At 72.1% G+C, this 20,989-nt stretch carries 19 protein-coding genes; 10 read left to right on the top strand and 9 right to left on the bottom strand.

The window, feature by feature from the left end; translation table 11 throughout:
- The first annotated feature begins 214 nt into the window (after positions 1 to 214).
- The 3 genes from ACWGJM_RS04480 (at position 215) to ACWGJM_RS04470 (ending at position 4,144) form a co-directional block, all read left to right on the top strand.
- Complete coding sequence (locus ACWGJM_RS04480; protein WP_453410164.1) at positions 215 to 1,555, top strand: ABC transporter ATP-binding protein; 1,341 nt, start codon at positions 215 to 217, stop codon at positions 1,553 to 1,555.
- 103 nt (positions 1,556 to 1,658) lie between these two features.
- Complete coding sequence (locus ACWGJM_RS04475) at positions 1,659 to 3,047, top strand: aldehyde dehydrogenase family protein (RefSeq protein ID WP_453410163.1); 1,389 nt, start codon at positions 1,659 to 1,661, stop codon at positions 3,045 to 3,047.
- 14 nt (positions 3,048 to 3,061) lie between these two features.
- The gene (locus tag ACWGJM_RS04470) at positions 3,062 to 4,144 is read left to right on the top strand and encodes a zinc-binding dehydrogenase (protein ID WP_453410162.1); all 1,083 of its coding nucleotides are present in this window, start codon (positions 3,062 to 3,064) and stop codon (positions 4,142 to 4,144) included.
- A 6-nt stretch (positions 4,145 to 4,150) separates the two neighbouring features.
- Here ACWGJM_RS04470 and ACWGJM_RS04465 read toward each other — a convergent pair whose 3' ends face one another.
- The 3 genes from ACWGJM_RS04465 to ACWGJM_RS04455 all read right to left on the bottom strand — a co-directional run bounded on the left by ACWGJM_RS04465 (position 4,151) and on the right by ACWGJM_RS04455 (position 6,685).
- Entirely contained in the window at positions 4,151 to 5,095 is a 945-nt protein-coding gene (locus tag ACWGJM_RS04465) for a DMT family transporter (RefSeq protein WP_453410257.1), read from the bottom strand.
- A gap of 180 nt (positions 5,096 to 5,275) precedes the next feature.
- Complete coding sequence (locus ACWGJM_RS04460) at positions 5,276 to 5,983, bottom strand: ArsR/SmtB family transcription factor (RefSeq protein ID WP_453410161.1); 708 nt, start codon at positions 5,981 to 5,983, stop codon at positions 5,276 to 5,278.
- Between the two features lie 60 nt (positions 5,984 to 6,043).
- A complete protein-coding gene (locus ACWGJM_RS04455; RefSeq protein WP_453410160.1) occupies positions 6,044 to 6,685 on the bottom strand; it encodes a TetR/AcrR family transcriptional regulator in 642 nt (213 codons plus the stop codon).
- Between the two features lie 78 nt (positions 6,686 to 6,763).
- On the opposite strand from ACWGJM_RS04455, the gene ACWGJM_RS04450 reads away from it, so the two are divergent.
- From ACWGJM_RS04450 to ACWGJM_RS04440, 3 genes are all read left to right on the top strand, one after another.
- Positions 6,764 to 7,915 (top strand): acyl-CoA dehydrogenase family protein, encoded by a 1,152-nt coding sequence (locus ACWGJM_RS04450; RefSeq protein ID WP_453410256.1) that lies wholly within the window; start codon positions 6,764 to 6,766, stop codon positions 7,913 to 7,915.
- Positions 7,916 to 7,975: 60 nt separating this feature from the next.
- On the top strand, positions 7,976 to 8,221 hold the full coding sequence (locus ACWGJM_RS04445; protein WP_453410159.1) for a YiaA/YiaB family inner membrane protein: 246 nt from the start codon (positions 7,976 to 7,978) through the stop codon (positions 8,219 to 8,221).
- A 72-nt stretch (positions 8,222 to 8,293) separates the two neighbouring features.
- The gene (locus ACWGJM_RS04440; protein WP_453410158.1) at positions 8,294 to 8,917 is read left to right on the top strand and encodes a TetR/AcrR family transcriptional regulator; all 624 of its coding nucleotides are present in this window, start codon (positions 8,294 to 8,296) and stop codon (positions 8,915 to 8,917) included.
- Between the two features lie 15 nt (positions 8,918 to 8,932).
- Here ACWGJM_RS04440 and ACWGJM_RS04435 read toward each other — a convergent pair whose 3' ends face one another.
- Positions 8,933 to 9,394: a MaoC family dehydratase gene (locus ACWGJM_RS04435; protein WP_453410255.1), complete on the bottom strand. Its 462-nt coding sequence runs from the start codon at positions 9,392 to 9,394 to the stop codon at positions 8,933 to 8,935.
- Positions 9,395 to 9,511: 117 nt separating this feature from the next.
- On the opposite strand from ACWGJM_RS04435, the gene soxR reads away from it, so the two are divergent.
- Positions 9,512 to 9,976, top strand: a complete 465-nt coding sequence (gene soxR / locus ACWGJM_RS04430; RefSeq protein WP_453410157.1) for a redox-sensitive transcriptional activator SoxR — start codon at positions 9,512 to 9,514, stop codon at positions 9,974 to 9,976.
- Between the two features lie 178 nt (positions 9,977 to 10,154).
- Here soxR and ACWGJM_RS04425 read toward each other — a convergent pair whose 3' ends face one another.
- From ACWGJM_RS04425 to ACWGJM_RS04415, 3 genes are all read right to left on the bottom strand, one after another.
- On the bottom strand, positions 10,155 to 11,222 hold the full coding sequence (locus ACWGJM_RS04425; protein WP_453410156.1) for an RNA ligase (ATP): 1,068 nt from the start codon (positions 11,220 to 11,222) through the stop codon (positions 10,155 to 10,157).
- A gap of 99 nt (positions 11,223 to 11,321) precedes the next feature.
- Entirely contained in the window at positions 11,322 to 12,032 is a 711-nt protein-coding gene (locus ACWGJM_RS04420) for a 3-keto-5-aminohexanoate cleavage protein (RefSeq protein WP_453410155.1), read from the bottom strand.
- 80 nt (positions 12,033 to 12,112) lie between these two features.
- Complete coding sequence (locus ACWGJM_RS04415; protein ID WP_453410154.1) at positions 12,113 to 12,715, bottom strand: hypothetical protein; 603 nt, start codon at positions 12,713 to 12,715, stop codon at positions 12,113 to 12,115.
- A 260-nt stretch (positions 12,716 to 12,975) separates the two neighbouring features.
- Between ACWGJM_RS04415 and ACWGJM_RS04410 the strand changes: the two genes are divergently transcribed.
- Positions 12,976 to 15,759: a penicillin acylase family protein gene (locus tag ACWGJM_RS04410; protein ID WP_453410153.1), complete on the top strand. Its 2,784-nt coding sequence runs from the start codon at positions 12,976 to 12,978 to the stop codon at positions 15,757 to 15,759.
- Between the two features lie 22 nt (positions 15,760 to 15,781).
- On the opposite strand, the gene ACWGJM_RS04405 is transcribed toward ACWGJM_RS04410, so the two are convergent.
- Positions 15,782 to 17,095, bottom strand: a complete 1,314-nt coding sequence (locus ACWGJM_RS04405) for a serine-threonine protein kinase (protein ID WP_453410152.1) — start codon at positions 17,093 to 17,095, stop codon at positions 15,782 to 15,784.
- Between the two features lie 81 nt (positions 17,096 to 17,176).
- The gene (locus tag ACWGJM_RS04400) at positions 17,177 to 18,406 is read right to left on the bottom strand and encodes an exo-beta-N-acetylmuramidase NamZ family protein (protein ID WP_453410151.1); all 1,230 of its coding nucleotides are present in this window, start codon (positions 18,404 to 18,406) and stop codon (positions 17,177 to 17,179) included.
- 123 nt (positions 18,407 to 18,529) lie between these two features.
- On the opposite strand from ACWGJM_RS04400, the gene ACWGJM_RS04395 reads away from it, so the two are divergent.
- Together ACWGJM_RS04395 and ACWGJM_RS04390 are read left to right on the top strand one after the other, a co-directional pair.
- Complete coding sequence (locus ACWGJM_RS04395; protein WP_453410150.1) at positions 18,530 to 19,303, top strand: SDR family oxidoreductase; 774 nt, start codon at positions 18,530 to 18,532, stop codon at positions 19,301 to 19,303.
- Positions 19,300 to 20,967 (top strand): class I adenylate-forming enzyme family protein, encoded by a 1,668-nt coding sequence (locus ACWGJM_RS04390; RefSeq protein ID WP_453410149.1) that lies wholly within the window; start codon positions 19,300 to 19,302, stop codon positions 20,965 to 20,967. The genes ACWGJM_RS04395 and ACWGJM_RS04390 overlap by 4 nt, the downstream gene beginning before the upstream one ends.
- The last annotated feature ends 22 nt before the right edge of the window (positions 20,968 to 20,989 follow it).

Genomic DNA, 20,989 nt, shown 5'->3' with positions numbered 1-20,989 from the left:
GGTCGGTGGGCGCACGCTGCGCCGCTCGGTGTGGCTTGCCGCAAGGTCCCGAACCGCCGCGGTGACAAGGGCCCCGTGCTGAATCGTGCCGTCCGCTTTCTCGCCTGGCGGACCGGCTCGCCCGATCTCGGCCGATCCCTTCCCCCGGGTGCACACATTCCGTTAACTTCCGTGACTCACAGGCCTCTTACGACCGCCCCCGGGGACAGCTGCCATGACACGCGCCATCTCCCTGCACGATGTGAGCAAGACCTACGCGCGAGGTGTCCGCGTGGTGGACCGGTTGTCGCTGGACATCACGCCGGGGGAGTTCCTCGTGCTGCTCGGGCCGTCCGGCTGCGGCAAGTCCACCGTGCTGCGAATGATCGCCGGGCTGGAGGAGATCGACGAGGGCGAGCTGCTGCTCGACGGCGAGTACGCCAACGACCTCGTCCCGTCCGACCGGGACATCGCGATGGTCTTCCAGAACTTCGCGCTCTACCCGAACATGACCAGCCGCGACAACATCGGCTTCCCGCTGCGCATCGAGACCCCCGGCGCGGACCCCCGCACCCGCGTGGACGCCACCGCCCGCATGCTCGGCATAGAGGACCTGCTCGACCGCTTCCCGAGCCAGCTCTCCGGCGGCGAACGCCAGCGGGTCGCCATGGGAAGGGCCATCGCCCGCCATCCCTCGGCCTTCCTGATGGACGAGCCCCTGTCCAACCTCGACGCCAAGCTGCGCAACCATCTGCGCGCCGAAATATCCCAGCTCACCCGCGAGTTGGGCGTCACCACGGTGTACGTCACGCACGACCAGGCCGAGGCCATGTCGCTCGGCGACCGGGTCGCCGTCCTGCGCGGCGGTCTCCTCCAGCAGGTCGGCACCCCGCGCGAGGTGTACGCGCTCCCGCGCAATGTCTTCGTCGCCGCCTTCATCGGCACCCCCCGCATCAATCTGATACGCGGCCTGGTCCGCGCCCCGCTGGACGGCGCGATGACCATCAGCCTCGGCAAGCAGGCCCTGCCCCTGCCCGAACCCCTCTGCCTGGACCACCGCCTGCTGCGCGTGCAGCAGGGCCGGGAGGTGATCGTCGGCCTGCGCTCGGAGGCCGTCCGCATCGCCAAGCACAAGGCCGCCCGCCCCGGGGAGGTGCCGATCACCGGCCTGGTGCGGCACCTGGAGTTCCAGGGGCACGAGATGCTGGTCCACTTCGACACCGGCTCACGGCCCGCCGTCGTACCGGAGCTGGAGGCCCCGCGCCCGGTCGCCCGACCCGCCCGGCGCCGCCGCAGGGAGGGCCCTGGCGTCCTGGACCGGCTGAGGGAACGGGCGAGCTCACTGCGTGCCGGCCCGGTGGTGGTCCTGGAAAATCCGGCCGGTGCCGACCCCGGACCCGAGCCGCCGGAGGGCCGGCTGCCCGGCGACCTGGTCGTGCGCACCACGCCCGATCTTCAGCTCCGCCACGGCATGCAGATCCCCCTGCTCGTCGACCTCGCCCACCTGTTCGTCTTCGACCAGCACGGCGACCGGATCTCCCCGTCCCCCGCGCGACTGCCGGACCTGGAAGAGTGAGCCCCGAAAAGGGCGTGCTGGCGCACGAAAACTATCGCCGCTAGTTTGTGAGCCGTACGGCGGCCCACGAGCCGGACGACACGCCCCGCCGGGAGGAAGCAGCATGAAGCCACACGACGGCCTCTACATCGACGGCGCCTGGCGCCCCGCCGCCGGCGGCGACCTGATCGAGGTCGTGAACCCGGCCGACGAGCAGGTCATCGGTCATGTCCCGGCGGCCTCCGCCGAGGACGTCGACACCGCCGTACGAGCCGCCCGCGCCGCCCTCCGGGCCTGGGCCGCGACGCCCCCGGCCGAGCGGTCCGCCCGCCTGGCCGCGCTGCGGGACGTGCTCGTGGCGCGCCAGGAGGAGATCGCCGAGACGGTCACCGCGGAACTGGGCTCGCCCCTGAAGCTGTCGCAGGCCGTGCACGCGGCCGTGCCGATCGCCGTCGCGGGCTCGTACGCCGAGCTGGCCGCCACCCACCCCTTCGAGGAGAAGGTCGGCAACTCGACCGTCCACCTCGAACCGGTGGGCGTGGTCGGCGCGATCACCCCCTGGAACTACCCCCTGCACCAGATCGTCGCCAAGGCCGCCCCGGCGCTGGCCGCGGGCTGCACGATCGTCCTGAAGCCCGCCGAGGACACCCCGCTCACCGCCCAGCTCTTCGCGGAGGCCGTGCACGAGGCGGGCGTACCCGCCGGGGTGTTCAACCTGGTCACCGGTCTCGGCCCGGTCGCCGGCCAGGCCCTCGTCGAGCACCCGGACGTCGACCTGGTCTCCTTCACCGGATCCACCGCCGTCGGCAGGCGGATCGGCGCGGTGGCAGGCGGCGCGCTGAAGAAGGTCGCCCTCGAACTCGGCGGCAAGTCCGCCAACGTGATCCTGCCGAGCGCCGACCTCGCCAAGGCGGTCAACGTCGGCGTCGCCAACGTGATGACCAACTCCGGCCAGACGTGCAGCGCCTGGACCCGCATGCTGGTGCACACCGACCGGTACGAGGAGGCCGTGGAACTGGCCGCGACCGCCGCCGCCAAATACGGCGACCGCATCGGCCCGGTGGTGAACGCGCGGCAGCGCGACCGCGTGCGCGGCTACATCGAGAAGGGCCTCGCCGAGGGCGCCCGCCTGGTGGCCGGCGGCCCCGAGGCCCCGCGCGAGCGCGGCTACCACGTCAGCCCCACCGTCTTCGCCGACGTCACCCCGGAGATGACCATCGCCCAGGAGGAGATCTTCGGCCCGGTCCTCACCGTCCTGCGCTACGAGGACGAGGAGGACGCCCTGCGCATCGCCAACGGCACGGTGTACGGCCTCGCGGGCGCCGTCTGGGCGGGCGACGAGGCCGAGGCGGTGGACTTCGCCCGCCGCATGGACACCGGCCAGGTCGACATCAACGGCGGCCGCTTCAACCCCCTCGCCCCCTTCGGCGGTTACAAGCAGTCCGGGGTCGGCCGCGAACTCGGCGCCCACGGACTCACCGAGTACCTCCAGACCAAGTCCCTCCAGTTTTAAGGAAGCCGCGAGTCATGGCCGTACGAGCCGCTGTCCTGCCCGCCATCGGCGCACCCCTGGAGATCACCGGCATCGAGCTCCCCGACCCGGGCCCCGGGCAGGTGCGCGTCCGCCTCGCCGCCGCCGGCGTCTGCCACTCCGATCTGTCACTGTCCAACGGCACCATGCGCGTACCGGTCCCGGCGGTCCTCGGCCACGAGGGCGCGGGCACGGTGGTGGCCGTGGGGGAGGGCGTCACCGACCTGGCCCCCGGCGCACCCGTGGTCCTCAACTGGGCCCCGGCCTGCGGCAGTTGCCACGCCTGCACGCTGGGCGAGGTCTGGCTGTGCGGCAACGCCCTGAACGGCGCCGCCGACGTGTACGCCCGTACCACCGACGGCACCGAGCTCCACCCCGGCCTGAACGTCGCCGCGTTCGCCGAGGAGACGGTCGTCTCCGCGTCCTGCGTACTGCCCCTCCCGGACGGCGTCCCGCTCACCGACGCGGCCCTCCTCGGCTGCGCCGTCCTCACCGGCTACGGCGCCGTCCACCACTCGGCCGGGGTGCAGCCGGGCGAGACGGTCGCGGTGTTCGGCGTGGGCGGTGTCGGCCTCGCCACCCTCCAGGCGGCCCGGATCGCCGGAGCCGCCCGGATCATCGCCGTGGACGTCTCCCCCGGGAAGGAGGAACTGGCCCGCGGCGCGGGCGCCACCGACTACGTCCTCGCCTCCGAGAACACCCCGCGCGAGATCCGCGCCCTCACCGGCAAGCAGGGCGTCGACGTCGCCGTGGAGTGCGTGGGCCGCGCGGTCAGCATGCGCGCGGCCTGGGAGTCCACCCGCCGGGGCGGCCGTACGACGGTCGTCGGCATCGGCGGCAAGGACGAGCAGGTCACCTTCAACGCCCTCGAGATCTTCCACTGGGGCCGCACCCTGTCCGGCTGCGTCTACGGCAACTGCGACCCGGCCCGTGACCTGCCCGTGCTCGCCGAGCACGTACGGGCGGGCCGCCTGGACCTCGGCGCGCTGGTCACCGAGCGGATCGCCCTCGACGGCATCCCGGCGGCCTTCGACAACATGCTGGCGGGCAAGGGCGGCCGGGCCCTGGTGGTGTTCTGAACCAGGTCAGGACACCCGCTCGGGTCGCTGCTCCGGCTCGGCGGCAGCGACCCGGGACGCCCGCGCCCGGGACCGGGACACCGCCACACCCGCCAGACACAGCGCCCCGCCCGCCAGCGTCAGCAGTCCCGGCACCTCGCCGAGCGCCAGCCAGGACATCAGCACGACCAGCGCGGGCACCGCGTACGTGGTCGCGCCCATGCGGCTCGCGGTGGTGCGGGCGAGGGCGTACGCCCAGGTCGTGAAGGCCAGCGCGGTCGGGAAGACACCCAGGTAGACCATGTTGAGCGTGGCCGAGAGCGGGGCGTCGGCCGCGTCGTGCACCAGCCGCCCGGCGAACGGCAGGCAGACCACGGCCCCGACGAGACACCCCCACGTCGTCACCTGGAGCGCGCTCGCCCGGGCCAGGGCGGGCTTCTGGGCGACCACCCCGGAGGCGTACGCGACCGCCGCGAGCAGGCACAGCGCCACCCCGAGCAGCGAGGAACCGCCCCCGCCGGACATCGACAGCCCCACGGTCACCGCGCCGGCGAACGACACCGCCATCCCCGCCAGCAGCCGCGGCGGCATCGGATCGCCGAGCAGCCGCGCGCCGAGCAGGGCGATCAGCAGCGGGCCGATGTTCACGACCAGGGCTGCCGTACCCGCGTCGACCTGCTGCTCGCCCCAGTTCAGGACCACCATGTAGCAGCCGAACCAGAGCAGCCCGGATATCGCGATCCCGCGCCAGGCCGACCTCGGCGGCAGCCCCTCCCGCCGGACCAGACAGATCAGCCCGAGCGCCAGCGCTCCGGACAGCAGGCGTCCGAGCGCCAGCGCGCCCGGCGAGTACGCGGCGCCCGCGCTGCGGATCGACACGAAGGCGGAGGCCCACAGCACGACGGTGACGACGGCCGCGCCGGCGGCGAGCACCTCGGGGCGACGGGCGGCCGGGGACGGGGTGGGGTTCATCATGCTCCTCAGGCTAGGGACGGGCGGGGCGAAGGGCTGGCGGAAATCGGACGGAGTGCGGGGCCGCTCCGACGCGGGGCGAGTCGACCTGCCCAGGGGCGGGGGCAACTGCGCGACGGGCCCACGCGCACCCGCACCCGGCACCCGCACAGCCCCCACCCCCGTGACGCCCCGGCAGGGCTAGCACAGCGCGCCCTCCGCTATCCCCAGCAGTTCGGACAGCGCCCGCTCGCCCGACGCGGTCACCTTCACCGCGCGCTCCGAGCCGATGCGCACGCACCAGCCCGCGTCCAGGGCGTGCCGGCACAGGGCCGCGCCCGCGACGCCCGCGAGGTGGGGGCGGCGCTCGGTCCAGTCGAGGCAGGCGCGGGCCAGCGGCCGGCGGCCCCCGCGCTCCAGGCCGATGCCGACCGAGCCGAACCACTTCAGACCGGCGTCCGTGAGCGCGAACCCGGTCTCCTGTTGCAGCAGCCCGCGCGCGGTGAACGCGTCGGTGACCGCGATGCCCAGCCGGCCGGCGAGGTGGTCGTAGCAGGTACGGCCCCGGGCCATGGCCGACCCGGCGCTGGACTCCCGCAGGGTGTGCGGGCGCCGGGCGGCGGGCGCGACCTGGGCGGCCAGGTCCTCCACCAGCTGCGCGACCCGCGTGCCGGCCAGCCGGACATACCGGTGCCGGCCCTGCCGTTCCTCGGCGAGCAGCCCTCCGGCGACCAGCTTGCCCAGGTGCTCGCTGAGCGTCGACGCGGCGACCCCGGCGTGCCGGGCCAGCTCACCGGCCGTCCAGGCCCGCCCGTCCAGCAGCGCCAGCAGACACGCGGCCCGCGTCTCGTCGGCGATCAGCCCGGCGAGCGCCGCGAGGCCCCGTGCCTGGGGGTCCTTGGTGGTCATGCCTTCCAGCATGCGGCACCGACACTTCGGTGACCGCCGAAGTGTCGCCCGCCCTTGCGGCTACTCACCTCGGCCGACCTGCTCGTACTGCCGCACCAGCCCGTCCAGCAGTGCCGTCAGGCCCGTCTCGAAGGCCCGCTCGTCGATCTTCTCCGGCTGGTCGGCGAGCCGGTGGGCCTGGCCGAGGTGGGGATAGTCCGCGGGGTCGTACGCGCTCTCGTCGTCCACGAAGCCCCCGGCGAAGGAGCCCAGCGCGGAGCCCATGATGAAGTACCGCATCAGCGCGCCGATGGAGGTGGCCTGCGCCGGGGGCCAGCCCGCGTCCACCATCGCGCCGTAGACGGCGTCGGCCAGGCGCAGCGCGGCCGGGCGGCGGCCGGGGCCGCGGGCCAGCACCGGGACGATGTTCGGATGGTCGCGCAGGGCGGCCCGGTAGGAGACGGCCCAGTCGTGCAGCGCGGTCCGCCAGTCCCGGCCGTCCTCGAACATCGACAGCTCGACCTGGGCGCTCACCGAGTCGGCCACCGCCTCCAGGATCTCGTCCTTGGTGCGGAAGTGGTTGTAGAGCGAGGGCCCGCTCACGCCCAGTTCGGCGGCGAGCCGGCGGGTGGAGACGGCCGACAGGCCTTCCGCGTCCACGAGTTCCCGTGCCGTCGCGACGATCCGGTCGGTGCTGAGGAGGGGCTTGCGCGGTCGGGCCATGGCGCACATAGTAGGGCTGCGCACTGAAACTAGCAGTGCTAATTTAAATGTGCAGCTTTCAAATGAGGTGATCTCGTGGTGTACCTGGGGCTCAGTGAGGAGCAGACCGCGGTCCGGGAACTCGCCCAGGACTTCGTGGCACGTGAGATCACCCCGCACGTGGTCGCCTGGGACCGGGCCGAGGAGGTCGACCGCGGCATCGTGAAGCAGCTCGGTCAGCTCGGTTTCCTCGGTCTGACCATCGACGAGGAGTACGGCGGCTCCGGCGGCGACCACCTGGCGTACTGCCTGGTCACCGAGGAGCTGGGCCGCGGCGACTCCTCCGTGCGCGGAATCGTCTCCGTCTCGCTCGGCCTGGTCGCCAAGTCGATCGCCGCCTGGGGGGACGAGGAGCAGAAGCGGCGCTGGCTGCCCGGGCTCACCTCCGGCGAGTACGTCGGCTGCTTCGGCCTGACCGAGCCGGGGACCGGGTCCGACGCGGGCAACCTCGCCACCCGCGCGGTGCGCGAGGGCGGAGACTACGTCATCAACGGCACCAAGATGTTCATCACCAACGGCACCTGGGCCGATGTCGTCCTGCTCTTCGCCCGCTCCACGGACGCCCCCGGCCACAAGGGCGTCTCCGCCTTCCTCGTGCCCACCGACACCCCGGGCCTGACCCGCCGCGCCATCCACGGCAAGCTCGGCCTGCGCGGGCAGGCGACCGCCGAACTGGTCCTCGAGGACGTGCGGGTACCCGCCTCCGCGATGCTGGGCGAGGAGGGCAAGGGCTTCTCCGTCGCCATGTCCGCCCTCGCCAAGGGCCGGATGTCGGTCGCGGCGGGCTGCGTCGGCATCGCCCAGGCGGCGCTGGACGCGGCGGTCCGCTACGCCGGGGAGCGCGAGCAGTTCGGCAGGAGCATCGCCCACCACCAGCTCGTCCAGGAACTGATCAGCGACATCGCCGTCGACGTGGACGCGGCCCGGCTGCTGACCTGGCGGGTCGCCGATCTCGTCGACCGCGGCCTGCCCTTCGCCGTGGAGTCCTCCAAGGCCAAGCTCTTCGCCTCCGAGGCGGCCGTCCGCGCCGCGAACAACGCCCTCCAGGTCTTCGGCGGTTACGGCTACATCGACGAGTACCCGGCGGGCAAACTGCTGCGCGACGCCCGGGTGATGACCCTCTACGAGGGCACCAGCCAGATACAGAAGCTGCTCATCGGGCGGGCGCTGACGGGGGTTTCGGCGTTCTGAGTACCGACCTGAGTACTTCGGCGGATGTGGCGCGGGCCACGTCCGCCGATGCTTCTCTCCATGAGTGACACATCGGGCAAGCAGCAGAACACGGCCGCCTTCTACGGCCAGGCCGTCGCGTCCTTCTCCATCGCCATGGCGGCGACCGCGATCGGCATCTTCAAGCTGAGCGCCGACGCCTGGGTGCGGGCCTTCCTCGGTATCGCCGTCCTGTACCTGGTCACCTCCGCCTTCACCCTGGCCAAGGTGATCCGGGACCGGCAGGAGTCGGCCGAGCGGGCGTTGAGCCCGTTCGAGAAGCTCTGAGCGGGCACACTAAGCGCTCGCTCAGCTTCGGCGGTATGGTGGAGCTCCTGTACCGAGAGGGGCGAACGAGCGATGAGTACGGCGGAGGAGACGGCCGGCGGCGAGATCGAGCCGTGGGAAGAGGTCACCCCTGACGCGGCGCGGCGACTGCTCGTCGCCGCCGTGGAGGCCTTCGCCGAGCGCGGCTACCACGCGACGACGACCCGCGACATCGCCGGCCGCGCGGGCATGAGCCCGGCCGCGCTCTACATCCACTACAAGACGAAGGAAGAGCTCCTCCACCGCATCAGCCGGATCGGCCACGACAAGGCCCTGGAGATCCTGCGCACGGCGGCCCGGGGCGAGGGCAGTGCCACGCAGCGGCTCGCCGAGGCGGTGAGCTCCTTCGTGCGGTGGCACGCCGGGCGGCGGACGACCGCCCGGGTCGTGCAGTACGAACTGGACGCGCTCGGGCCGGACGCCCGCGCCGAGATCCTCGCGCTGCGCCGCCAGGTGGACGCGGAGGTGCGCGGGATCATCGACGAGGGCGTGGCCTCCGGCGAGTTCCAGGTGCTCGACGTGCACGGCACCACCCTCGCGGTGCTGTCCCTGTGCATCGACGTCGCCCGCTGGTTCAACGTGGACGGTCCCCGCACGCCCGAGGAGGTCGGCGCGCTCTACGCCGACCTCGTGCTGCGGATGGTCGGGGCCGGGTAGGACCGCTCGGCCCGCTCAGAGGTAGTAGCGGGCCACCGACTCCGCGACGCAGACCGGCTTGTCGCCGCCCTCGCGCTCCACGGTGAAGGCCACGGTGACCTGGACGCCGCCGGTGACGTCCTCGACGCCGGTGATCTGCGCGGTGGCGCGCAGCCGGGAGCCGACGGGTACGGGGGCGGGGAAGCGGACCTTGTTCGTGCCGTAGTTGACGCCCATCTTCACGCCCTCGACCTTGATCAGCTGGGGGCCGAAGAGCGGCAGCAGCGACAGGGTCAGATACCCGTGCGCGATGGTCGTCCCGAACGGGCCGGCGGCGGCCTTGTCCGGGTCGATGTGGATCCACTGGTGGTCGCCGGTGGCGTCCGCGAAGAGGTCGATCCGCTTCTGGTCGACCTCCAGCCAGTCGGTGTGGCCCAGCTGCTCGCCCACGGCCGCCTTCAGCTCGTCGGGGGAGGTGAAGATCCTCGGTTCCGCCATGTCCAGGGCCTCTCGCGTCACGGTGTCGATGGCATGCCTAAGCGACTGCTTAGCATGGTCGGTGCGGGAGGCGATGTCAACGACAGGCGTCCGGTGGGGGTCGGTAGGCTCGGGGGAGTGCCCCAGATCCCCGAGAAGATCCACGAGCTGACCGTCGGCCAGCTGTCCGCGCGCAGTGGTGCCTCCGTCTCCGCCCTGCACTTCTACGAGTCCAAGGGCCTCATCAGCAGCCGGCGCACGCCCGGCAACCAGCGCCGCTACACCCGCGACGCGCTGCGCCGCGTCGCCTTCGTGCGTGCCGCCCAGCGCGTCGGCATCCCGCTGGCCACGATCCGCGAGGCCCTCGCCGAACTACCCGAGGAGCGCACCCCCACCCGCGAGGACTGGGCCCGCCTCTCCGAGGCCTGGCGCTCCGAACTCGACGAGCGCATCAAACAGCTGAGCCGCCTCCGCGATCACCTCACCGACTGCATCGGCTGCGGCTGCCTCTCCTTCAGCGCGTGCGTCCTGTCCAACCCGGACGACGCGTTCGGTGAACGGCGGGCGGGCTCCCGGCTGCTGGTGGAGTCCCCCCGGCACTGAGCCGGACGGGTGGCGGCCGCGGTGCCGGCGGGGTCGGATGGGCACCGCGGCCGGCTGGGGGCGGCAGCCCCCGCCCCCCGCCGGGCGGCACGGGTGGGCGCGGCGGCACCCTGTAGCGCCGGGGCGCGTCCCTTGCCCCGGGCGCCGGCCCCGGGCAATCGATCGGCCGCCGGCCGGCTCACTCGTACTCCGTCCCACCCTTTCGCGTCAGATAGGCCGGGCTGACCGCCTTGGCGATCGCCCGTCCCCCGGTCACGGGGCTGTACCGTTCCACCGCGGGCCGGATCACGACTCCCTCCCGCAGATGCAGCTCCCGCCCGGACACGGTCTCCCGCCCGCCGGCGAGCTCCAGCACCCGCTCGATGTCGTACGCCCCCTCGAACAGCCGTGGCACCAGAGGCAGTTCCCGCTCCAGCGACTCCGTCGCGTCGAGCCAGCGCACCGCCCCGTCGACCTCGGCGGACACGTCGAACGCCGCGTACCCGAGCGTCTCGCGCCGCCCGTCGGCCCCGTAGGTCAGGTCCTGCACGCCCGAGCCGTACACCTCCCCGAAGATCCCGACCCGTCGCGCCCCCAGCCGCCGAGCGAGCCGCGCGGCGACCTCGGCGACGCCGTGTCCGCGCACCGCCCGCCAGTACAGGTTGCGCGGGTCCTCCTTGAGGGCCAGGGACTTGGCGCCGAATCCCTTGGAGGAGACATACACCCGGTCCTCGTCGGCGACATACGTCAGCAGGCAGGCCGAGCCGTGCAGTTTCTCGGTGAGCACCACCGGCTCGCCCGGCGTGAAGATGCCGGGGTAGCGCTGGATGTTCTCGATGTCGACCCAGGGCAGCAGCTCGGGCGCGGACTCCACGTCGCCGTCCATGGTGGACGGGACCGGCGGCACCCACTTGGTGATGCCCAGCAGCTCCGCGAAGTCGGTGCCCTCGGCCGCGGCCCGCGCCAGGTCGACGTCGGCCAGCGCCTTCGGCCGGCACACGATGCCCTGTGACAGTTCCCCGCGCAGCCGCACGGCCTTGACCCGGTCGTGGTTGCCGCCCGCGAGCCGCCCGGTCAGGCCCAGCTCCTCGATCAGCCCGGTCGGGAGCACGGACTGCTCGGGAATGTAGACGGCGGCCTCACCGGTGCGGTACGCGCCCTTGGCGACGACGGCACGGTACAGGCCCACCTGGGCCAGCTCGAGTGCGTCGGCGTTGGGGTGCTCGTGGACGGTCAGCACTTCGGCGGTGACGCGCAGCGTCGACATCGGGACTCCTGAGGTCGGTCTCTGAGGTCTGCTCAGACGGCTTTCATCGACCCCAACTGTCCGGGCGGGAAAGGGGTGGAGCGACCGGATTTGGGACTGCTAGGGTCCCGGCCGCAGTGCCTCCGTCACCAACTGGGCGTTGGACAGCGCCCGTTGGCCGTCCGGCAGGAGAAGCGTGTCCTCCAGCCCGATCCGCGTCGCCAGCCCCAGCCGTCCCGCCAGCCGCAGCACCGGCCACGCCCCGCCCTCCTCGCCGTGCAGCAGCACCGGCCGGCCGTGGGTCCGGCCGAGACCGGACAGCAGGGAGCGCGCCGACGCCTCAGCGGTGTCCGGATCGGGGTCCGTCACCTCGGCCAGTATGCGCAACACCCTCGGGCGGAGCGGTGACGCCGCGAAACGGGTCGCCCCGTCCGTCCCGGACCAGATCCCCGCTTCCACGCCGACGCCCATGCTGATCAGCTGCTCGGCGATCTCCTCCGCGCCCGGCTCGTGCCAGTTGACCGAGGCGAAGTCGGGCAGCACCGACCAGCCGCGCACCCGGTCGAGCCGGACCGCCGGATCGGGGGCGGCCCAGGCACCGGTGGTCACACCGACCGGCACCGACACCCGCGCCCGTATCGCCTCGACGGTCGCCGCGACCACGCGCGGGGACAGACTGTCCTGGCCGCACGGCGTCCTGGGGTGGACGTGCACCTCCGTGGCCCCCGCCGTGACGGCCTCGGCCGCCGACTCGGCCATCGTCTCGGGAGACAGCGGCACGCACGAGCCGTCGGCGCCCCCTCGGCGCCCGTTGAGACACACCTGCACCATGCCTCCATGGTGCCGGTCACCACTGACAACGGCCCCGTCACAGAAGGGGGGTGCGGCATCCCCGACACACCCCCGCTCGGTCAGGCCGATATCAGCAGCCGCCCGCGCCTGGAGTACGCCAGGGCCTCGGATGTCAGCACGGGACGGGGCACGAGAATCCCGCAGTCCGCGCAGACCGGGCCCGACGAGGGTTCGTGGTCCAGGTCGTACTTCCAGGCGAGGCGGTCCCCGTCGCACACCGGGCAGGCCGAGCCCGGTTCGCGCTCCAGGGCCGCGATCAGGCGCCGCAGCACCTCCGCGAGGGGTTCATCGGGGTGGACCCGGGGGTCGTCGCACCAGGCGACCCCGAAGCCGCCCCAGGTCAGCCGGTGCCAGTCGTCCACGCTGCCCGGCCGGCGCAGCCCGTCGTGCTTCTCCTTCTTGCGGCGCTCGGCGAACTCCACCTCATAGGCGAGCCAGACCGCCCGGGCCTCCTCCAACTCCTCCAACGCGGCCACGAGCCGCGCCGGGTCGGGGGAGCGGTCCTCGGGACCGAACCCGGCCCGGGAGCACAGATGGTCCCAGGTCGCCCTGTGCCCGTACGGAGCGAACCGCTCGAGGCACTTGCGCAGCGAGTAGCGCCGCAGCGCCAGATCGCACCGCGGATCGCGCACCTGTCTCGCCAGACTCCGGAAACCGGCCATCGCCCTGCACCTCCGTCACATCTGCACCTGTACTTCGGTCACTTCGGCGTCGTCGTACGGAGTCCACGTACCGACGTCGACGAGTAGACGTATCGACACACGATCCGGCTCCATACGTTTTCCGATGCCCTCCCATAAGGCGCCCCGGGTTGACCGCCCGGCGAATCCCGAACGTGACTCCAAAAAGTGACGCATGTTCATCTTCAATCTCGGGGATACCGGCGGTAACGTCTGCGCACCCCCACTCCCCAGGAGCTGCCATGGCACGGCGCGTCCCACGCACCACACTCGACAGACTGAGAACTCCTCGCAGGTTCCACGGGTTCCTGAAGTCGGCCTCGATATGCGTTCTCATCGCCGGTCTTGTGTCTCCGCTGACCCAGGCGACCGCCAGCGCGGCCACGGCCTCCAACGACTACTGCGGCGGCCAGTGCTCCGACATCCTGCCGCCCGGCGAGAACGGCAACGCCACCCTCGCCCAGATCCTGCTCAACCAGGCGTTCGGCACCCAGCCCAGCCACGCCGAGGACCAGCTCGGCCCGTACGCCAACCTCGCCACCGGCTACTCGACCCTCACCGACTCGACCATCAATACGTTCTTCAACGACGCTTCGTTCGGCGTGCCCTCCGACCAGGTCGCCTCGACCGAGAAGCCGGCCGGCCGCAGCGACGTGGCGATCGTCCGCGACAAGAAGACCGGTGTGCCGCACATCACCGGTACCACCAGATACGGGACCGAGTTCGGCGCGGGCTATGCCGCCGCTGAGGACCGGCTGTGGCTCATGGACGTCTTCCGGCACGTCGGCCGCGGCCAGCTGACCACCTTCGCGGGCGGCGCCGCGTCCAACCAGGGCCTCGAGCAGGAGTTCTACCGCAACGCGCCGTACACCGAGGCCGACCTCCAGGCCCAGATCGACAACGCCGTCGCGAAGAACGGAGCCCGCGGCCGGCAGGCCCTCGACGACGCCAACGCCTATCTCGCGGGCATCAACTCCTACATCGACGCCTCCGACAGCGGCCGTTACTTCCCCGGCGAGTACGTCCTGACCGGCCACAAGGACGCCATCACGAACGCCGGCACCATCGACCACTTCAAGATCACCGACCTGGTGGCGCTGGGCTCGGTGGTCGGCTCGCTGTTCGGCTCCGGCGGTGGCGGCGAGGTCAACAACGCCCTGTCCCTGATCGCCGCCCAGTCCAAGTACGGCGTGGCGGAGGGCACCAAGGTCTGGGAGTCGTTCCGCGAGCGCAACGACCCGGAGGCCGTCCTCACCGTCCACAACGGCGAGAGCTTCCCGTACGCCTCCGTCCCGGACGACCCGCGGGGCGAGGCCCTGCCCGACGCCGGCTCGGTGACCCAGGAGCCGCTGGTCTACGACCGTACGGGCAGCGCGGCCACCTCCAGTGCCACCAGCGCCTCGGCCACGGCGGCGAAGACGACGCTGAGCTCGGCCAAGCGCGGCATGTCCAACGCCCTGGTGGTGAGCGGCAAGTACACCAAGAGCGGCCATCCGATCGCCGTGTTCGGCCCGCAGACCGGCTACTTCGCCCCGCAGCTGCTCATGCTCCAGGAGATCCAGGGCCCGGGCATCAGCGCCCGCGGCGCCTCCTTCGCCGGTCTGAGCATGTACGTCGAACTCGGCCGCGGCCAGGACTACTCCTGGAGCGCGACGACCTCCGGCCAGGACATCATCGACAGCTACGCTGTCGAGCTGTGCCAGGACGACTACCACTACCTGTACCACGGCACCTGCACGGCCATGGACAAGATCGAACAGAAGAACGCCTGGACCCCGACGACCGCCGACGGCACCGCGGCGGGCTCGTACACGATGCGGGTGTGGCGCACGAAGTACGGGCCGGTGGAGTACCGGGCCACGGTCGGCGGCAAGAAGGTCGCCTACACCACCCTGCGCTCCTCCTACCTGCACGAGGCCGACTCGATCATCGGCTTCCAGATGCTGAACGACCCGGACTTCGTCAAGGGTCCGGCGGACTTCCAGGCCGCGGCCCAGCACATCAACTACACCTTCAACTGGTTCTACGCCGACTCCCAGCACACCGCGTACTACAACAGCGGCGACAACCCGGTGCGCGCGAGCGGCGTCGACGCGGAGTTCCCGGTGTGGGGGCAGGCGGCGTACGAGTGGAAGAACTGGGACCCGTCGACCAACACGGCCGACTACACCCCGGCCTCCGCCCACCCCAACTCCATCGACCAGGACTACTACATCTCCTGGAACAACAAGCAGGCCAAGGACTACACCACCGCCTCCTGGGGCGACGGGTCCGTGCACCGCGGCAACCTGCTCGAGGACCGGGTGAAGAAGCTGGTCGCGGCGGGCGGGGTGACCCGTACCGCGCTGGCGAAGGCCATGGCGGACGCGGCCCTCGCCGATCTGCGGGCCGAGGACGTGCTGCCGAAGCTGCTGAAGGTCGTCAACAGCTCCACGGTCACGGACTCCACGGCCGCGGCGGCGGTGACCAAGCTCCAGGCCTGGGTGACGGCCGGCGCCAAGCGCACGGAGACCTCGGCGGGCTCCAAGACGTACGCCGACGCCGACGCCATCCGGATCCTGGACGCCTGGTGGCCGCTGCTGGTGAAGGGCGAGTTCGAGCCCGGACTGGGCAGTGATCTCTACACCGCCTTCACCAGTAACCTGCCCGTCGACGAGGCGCCGTCCGCCGGGCACGGCCCCACCGGTTCGCACGCCGGAAGCTCCTTCCAGTACGGCTGGTGGAGTTATGTCGACAAGGACATCCGGGCGGTGCTCGGTGAGTCCGTGCAGGGCGGCCTCGCGCAGAAGTACTGCGGTGGCGGCAGCCTCAGCTCCTGCCGGGACATCCTCATCAGCACGCTCAAGACGGCGGCCGGAATGACCGCGGCCCAGGTCTACCCGGGCGACGACCAGTGCTCGGCCGGCGACCAGTGGTGCGCCGACTCGATCGCCCAGCGCGCCCTGGGCGGCATCAAGCACGGCAAGATCAGCTGGCAGAACCGCCCGACCTTCCAGCAGGTCGTGGAGTACACCTCTCACCGGTGACACCGGGGTGCCGGCGGCGGGGTCAGGTGACGCGCCCCGCCGCCAGCACCACCCGGGCCAGCTCCGGGTGCACGATGTCGCTGTGCGCGCCCGCCGGCGGTCCGCCGTGCCGGACGACCGCGGCCGCGTCGACGTTCACGCATCCCGATCCGGGCAGCGGACCGCCCAGCGCCTCGGCCAGCGTCAGCGCGCGCGTGCCCGGCACCGCCTGCACCCCGTCGTGGCCCATCGCGCCCCACTCGGGGCCCAGTACGTGCCCGATGTCGAAGCACGTCACCGACCGCGCGTCGTCCGCCATGCGGGAGGCCAGCGGGTAGAACGTGCCCAGGGCCGCGTCGTGGTGCGAGTAGCAGCACACCACCGGTCCGTCGACGCGCTTGTGCAGATCCCGCAACGCCCCGGCCGCGCGCGGGTCGTGCGGCAGTTCGGCCGCGAAGGCGTAGTGCGAGAAGGCCCCTTGGAGCAGCGTCACGGACTTCACCGCGCGCACCCCCTGGGGCAGTCCGCGCAGCGCGAAGGACACCAGCCGGCCGCCGAAGCTGTGCCCCACCAGATGCACCCGCACCCCGGGCGCCGCACCGGCCAGCCGCCCGATGACCGGGCCCAGTCCATGCTCCCCGACGGTGCCGGCCCGCCGCTTCATCGCGTAGTACGTCGCCTGGCGCAGCAGCTCGCGTGCCCCGTGCCACGGGTTGGGCAGCGAGAACCCCTCGGCCGGGCCCGAGGACTCGAGTGCCGCCAGGGCCTGCCCGAACTCCTCGCACGCCGCCGCCGTGTCCCCGCAGAGCATGCCGGGCTCGCCGTCCGCCGCGGTGTCCGTCGCGCACAGCGCCTGCGGCCCGTCCGGGGCCACCTCCACCAGGAGCCGCACCAGCCGCCCGAACTCCTCCAGTGCCGCCTCCTCACGGGGCTGCCGGTCCAGCAGCCCGGCGATCTGGTCGACCACGGTGGTCCGGTCGGGGAAGGTCCGCAGCAGCGCCTGCCGGGTGTCCTTGTCGAGCGCGGGGCGCGGCGCGGCCTCGGCCTCCACGGCCGCCACGGACTTGGGGAAGTCCGGGATCGGCTCGTCCGAGAACCGCATCGAGGGCCACACCACGCCCACGTACCCGATCCGGGCCTTCGGCGCGAGCCCGGGAATCGGTGCGAAGAAGTGACGGTAGAGCGCGGTCGCGTCCGAGCGGTCGTTGTTCCAGCCGTGCGAGAAGACGATCAGGTCGTGGACGCCGTGGCCCGCGACCTCCGCGAGCAGCCGGTCCCGTTCCCGGCCGTCCACGTCCCCGTCCGCGTCGAAGGTCAGCTCCCAGTAAGGAGTCACACTCATCGCAGGATCCGCCATGACAGGCCCCCTCGTCCCCCGAAGTGGTGCGATGTGGGCGCATCGTCCTACCGGAGGACGGGGTTGGCCATACGTCGCGGCTCACCGGTAGCGGAGGTATTCCTTCCGGATCCGCCGGAACGCCGTCAGCTCCTCCTGCCAGGCGCCGGCCACCTCGTCCGTGCCCGCGCCGGCGTCGATCATCGTGCGGACCCGCGCGGAGCCCGTGAGCTTGTCGATCCAGTTGTCGGACCGCCAGCCGAAGCCGCTCCAGACCCGCTTCGCGGTCACCAGGAGCGCGATCCCGGTGCGGACGGGGTCGTACGCGGCCCGGTCGTGCACATAGATCTGTACCCCGCCGACGGTCTTGCCCTGGAACTTGGAGAACGTCGGCGCGAAGTACGCCTCGCGGAAGCGCACGCCCGGCAGTCCCAGTGCGTTCACCGTGGCCGCCCACCGCCCGTCGATGCCCTCCGCGCCCAGCAGTTCGAAGGGCCGGGTCGTGCCGCGGCCCTCCGACAGGTTCGTCCCCTCGAACAGGCAGGTCCCCGAGTACACCAGGGCCGTGTCCGGCGTCGGCATGTTCGGGCTCGGCGGCACCCAGGGCAGACCGGTGGTGTCGAAGAACTCCGACCGCCGCCAGCCCGTCATGAGTACGGTCTCCGGCGCGACCCGGCCGCCCAGGAACTCCGCGTCGAACAGCCGTGCGAGCTCGGCCACCGTCATTCCGTGCGCCTGCGCGATCGGCTGCCGTCCGACGAAGGTGGCGAACTCCCTGTGCAGCACCGGTCCCACGGCCGACCGCCCGGTCACCGGGTTCGGCCGGTCCAGTACCACGAACCGCTTGCCCGCGAGCGCGGCGGCCTCCATGCAGTCGTACAGGGTCCAGATGTACGTGTAGAAGCGCGCCCCGACGTCCTGGATGTCGAAGACGACGGTGTCCACGCCCGATGCGGTGAAGACGTCGGCCAGCGGCTGCCCGCTCTTGAGGTAGGTGTCGTAGACCGGCAGCCCCGTCGCCGGGTCGTCGTAGCGGCCCTCGGAGCCGCCCGCCTGCGCGGTGCCCCGGAACCCGTGCTCGGGCCCGAAGACCGCCGTCAGCCTGACGCGGGGGTCCGCGTGCATGACGTCGACGATGTGGCGGACGTCCCGGGTGACGCCGGTCGGGTTGGTGACGATGCCGGCCTTCTGGCCGGACAGGAGGGTGTAGCCGTCGGCTGAGAGGTGGTCGAATCCGGTTCGCACATGCTTGCCGGGTTCGGTCGCGACGGGTGCCGCGGGCACTGCTGCCATCGTGGCCGATGCGAGAAGGCTCCGTCTGGCCAGGCGCATGGGTGACCTCCGTGAAGTGTGGAAGGCGCATGCCGAGTGTGGCCGGGTCACCCTTCCCTTTACACATACCGACTGGTTAGTCTGACGCGGCAGAGCCGAGTCGCGTCGTGTCGAAGGAGACCGATGGTGGAAGCCGTGCAGGATGCGGGAGTGGTCGTCACCGGAGCGGGTGGTGGCATCGGGGCCGCGCTGGCCCGCAGGTTCGCCGCCGAGGGGGCCCGGGTCGTGGTCAACGACCTGGACGCCGGGCGGGCCGAGGCCGTCGCCGAGGAGATCGGCGCCATCGCGGTGCCGGGCGACGCCTCCGCGATCGTCGGCGACGCCCGGGACGCGCTCGGCGGCACCGTCGACGTCTACTGTGCCAACGCCGGCGTCGCGTTCGAGGACGCGGGTGCCGGAGAGCCGCTCGACGAGCGGTCCTGGGCGCTGTCCTGGGACGTCAACGTGATGGCTCACGTCCGCGCGGCTCACGCGCTGCTGCCCGATTGGCTGGAGCGCGGTCGCGGCCGGTTCGTCTCCACCGTCTCGGCCGCCGGCCTCCTCACCATGATCGGCGCCCCCTCCTACAGCGTCACCAAGCACGGCGCGCTGGCCTTCGCCGAATGGCTGTCGCTCACCTACCGCCACCGGGGCCTGAAGGTACACGCGATCTGTCCGCAGGGCGTCCGCACCGACATGCTGGCCGCGACCGGCAGCGCGGGCGACATCGTGCTGAAGCCCACCGCGATCGAGCCGGAGGACGTCGCGGACGCCCTGTTCAAGGGCATCCATGAGGACCGCTTCCTGATCCTGCCGCACCCCGAGGTGGCAGAGTACTACCGGGCGCGGGCCACCGACCCCGACCGCTGGCTCGGCGGCATGAACCACCTCCAGCGCAAGTGGGAGGAGGCCCGGTGACCGGTTCCCGTTACGCGGCCAAGCCCTGGCTGGGCCTCCTCGACGACGCCCAGCGCGCCCCGATCGACCCCGCCGACTCCCTCGTGCACGCCCTGCGCCGCGTGGTCGGCGAGACCCCGGACCGCACGTTCCTCGCCTACTTCGACGCCCGTCTGACCTACCGCGAGGCCGACGAGCTCAGCGACTCCGTCGCAGGGCACCTCGCCGCCCGCGGACTCAGGCGCGGCGACCGGGTCGCCGTCCTGCTCCAGAACTCCCCGCACTTCGTGCTCGCCCTGCTCGGCGCCTGGAAGGCGGGCGCGACCGTCGTCCCCGTCAACCCGATGTACAAGTCCGGCGAGGTCTCCCACGTCCTGCGGGACGCGGAGGTGACCGCGCTGATCTGCGCCGACCGGGCCTGGGAGGCGTACCTGCGGGACACGGCCGCCGGCTCGCCCGTGCGGATCGTGCTCACCGCCTGCGAGCTGGACTTCCAGACCCGCGACGACGCGCGCGTGCTCTCCTTCGAGCGGCTGCCCCAGGCCCCGGACGCAGACGACCTCGCGACGGTCGCCCGGCAGGGCGACAAGGCACCCGAGAACCGTGACCCGGTCCCGGACGACATCGCCCTGATCAGCTACACCTCGGGCACCAGCGGCACCCCCAAGGGCGCCACCAACACGCACGGCAACATCATGTACAACGCCGAACGCCAGCGGACCGGACTCGGTCTGCCCGAGGCACCGGTCTACTTCGCGATGGCACCCCTGTTCCACATCACCGGGATGGTCTGCCAGCTCGGCGCCTGCCTGAACAGCGCGGGCACGCTGGTGCTGGCCTACCGCTTCGAACCCGGGGTCGTCCTGGACGCGTTCGCCGAGCACCGGCCGCACTACACGGTCGGCCCCTCGACCGCCTTCATGGCACTGACCGCCCACCCGGCCGTCACCCCGGACCACTTCTCCTCCTTCCGCGTCATCTCCTCGGGCGGCGCGCCCCTGCCGCCCGCGCTGGTGGAGAAGTTCCGGGCGGGCTTCGGGCCGTACATCCGCAACGGCTACGGGCTGACGGAGTGCACCGCGCCCTGCGCGAGCGTGCCGCCCGGCCGGGAGGCGCCCGTCGACCCGGTCTCCGGGACACTGGCCGTCGGCGTGCCCGGCCCCGACACGGTCGTACGGATCGTCGACGACCAGGGCGCGGAAGTGCCCTTCGGCGAGCAGGGCGAGATCGTCGTGCGCGGCCCGCAGGTCGTGCCCGGCTACTGGCGGCGGCCCGACGCCACCGCCGAGACCTTCCCCGGCGGTGAACTGCGCACCGGTGACATCGGCTTCATGGACGAGCAGGGCTGGCTGTACGTCGTCGACCGCAAGAAGGACATGATCAACGCGTCCGGCTTCAAGGTGTGGCCGCGCGAGGTCGAGGACGTCCTCTACACCCACCCGGCGGTGCGCGAGGCGGCCGTGGTCGGGGTGCCGGACGGCTATCGTGGCGAAACTGTCAAGGCGTACATCAGCCTGCGTCCCGGCGCCGAGACGGACCCCGGCGCACTGGCCGCCTACTGCAAGGAGAGACTGGCGGCCTACAAATACCCGCGTCAGGTGGAGATCCTGCCCGACCTGCCCAAGACGGCGAGTGGGAAGATCCTGCGTCGGGAACTGCGCTCCCGCGCGCACGACAGTCAGTAGAACTACAGAAAGGCAGGTGGCG

This window comes from Streptomyces sp. NPDC054834 (genome assembly GCF_053611185.1).
The sequence above is the reverse complement of the archived record's forward strand: the minus strand, read 5'-3'. Positions and strand labels throughout refer to the sequence as shown.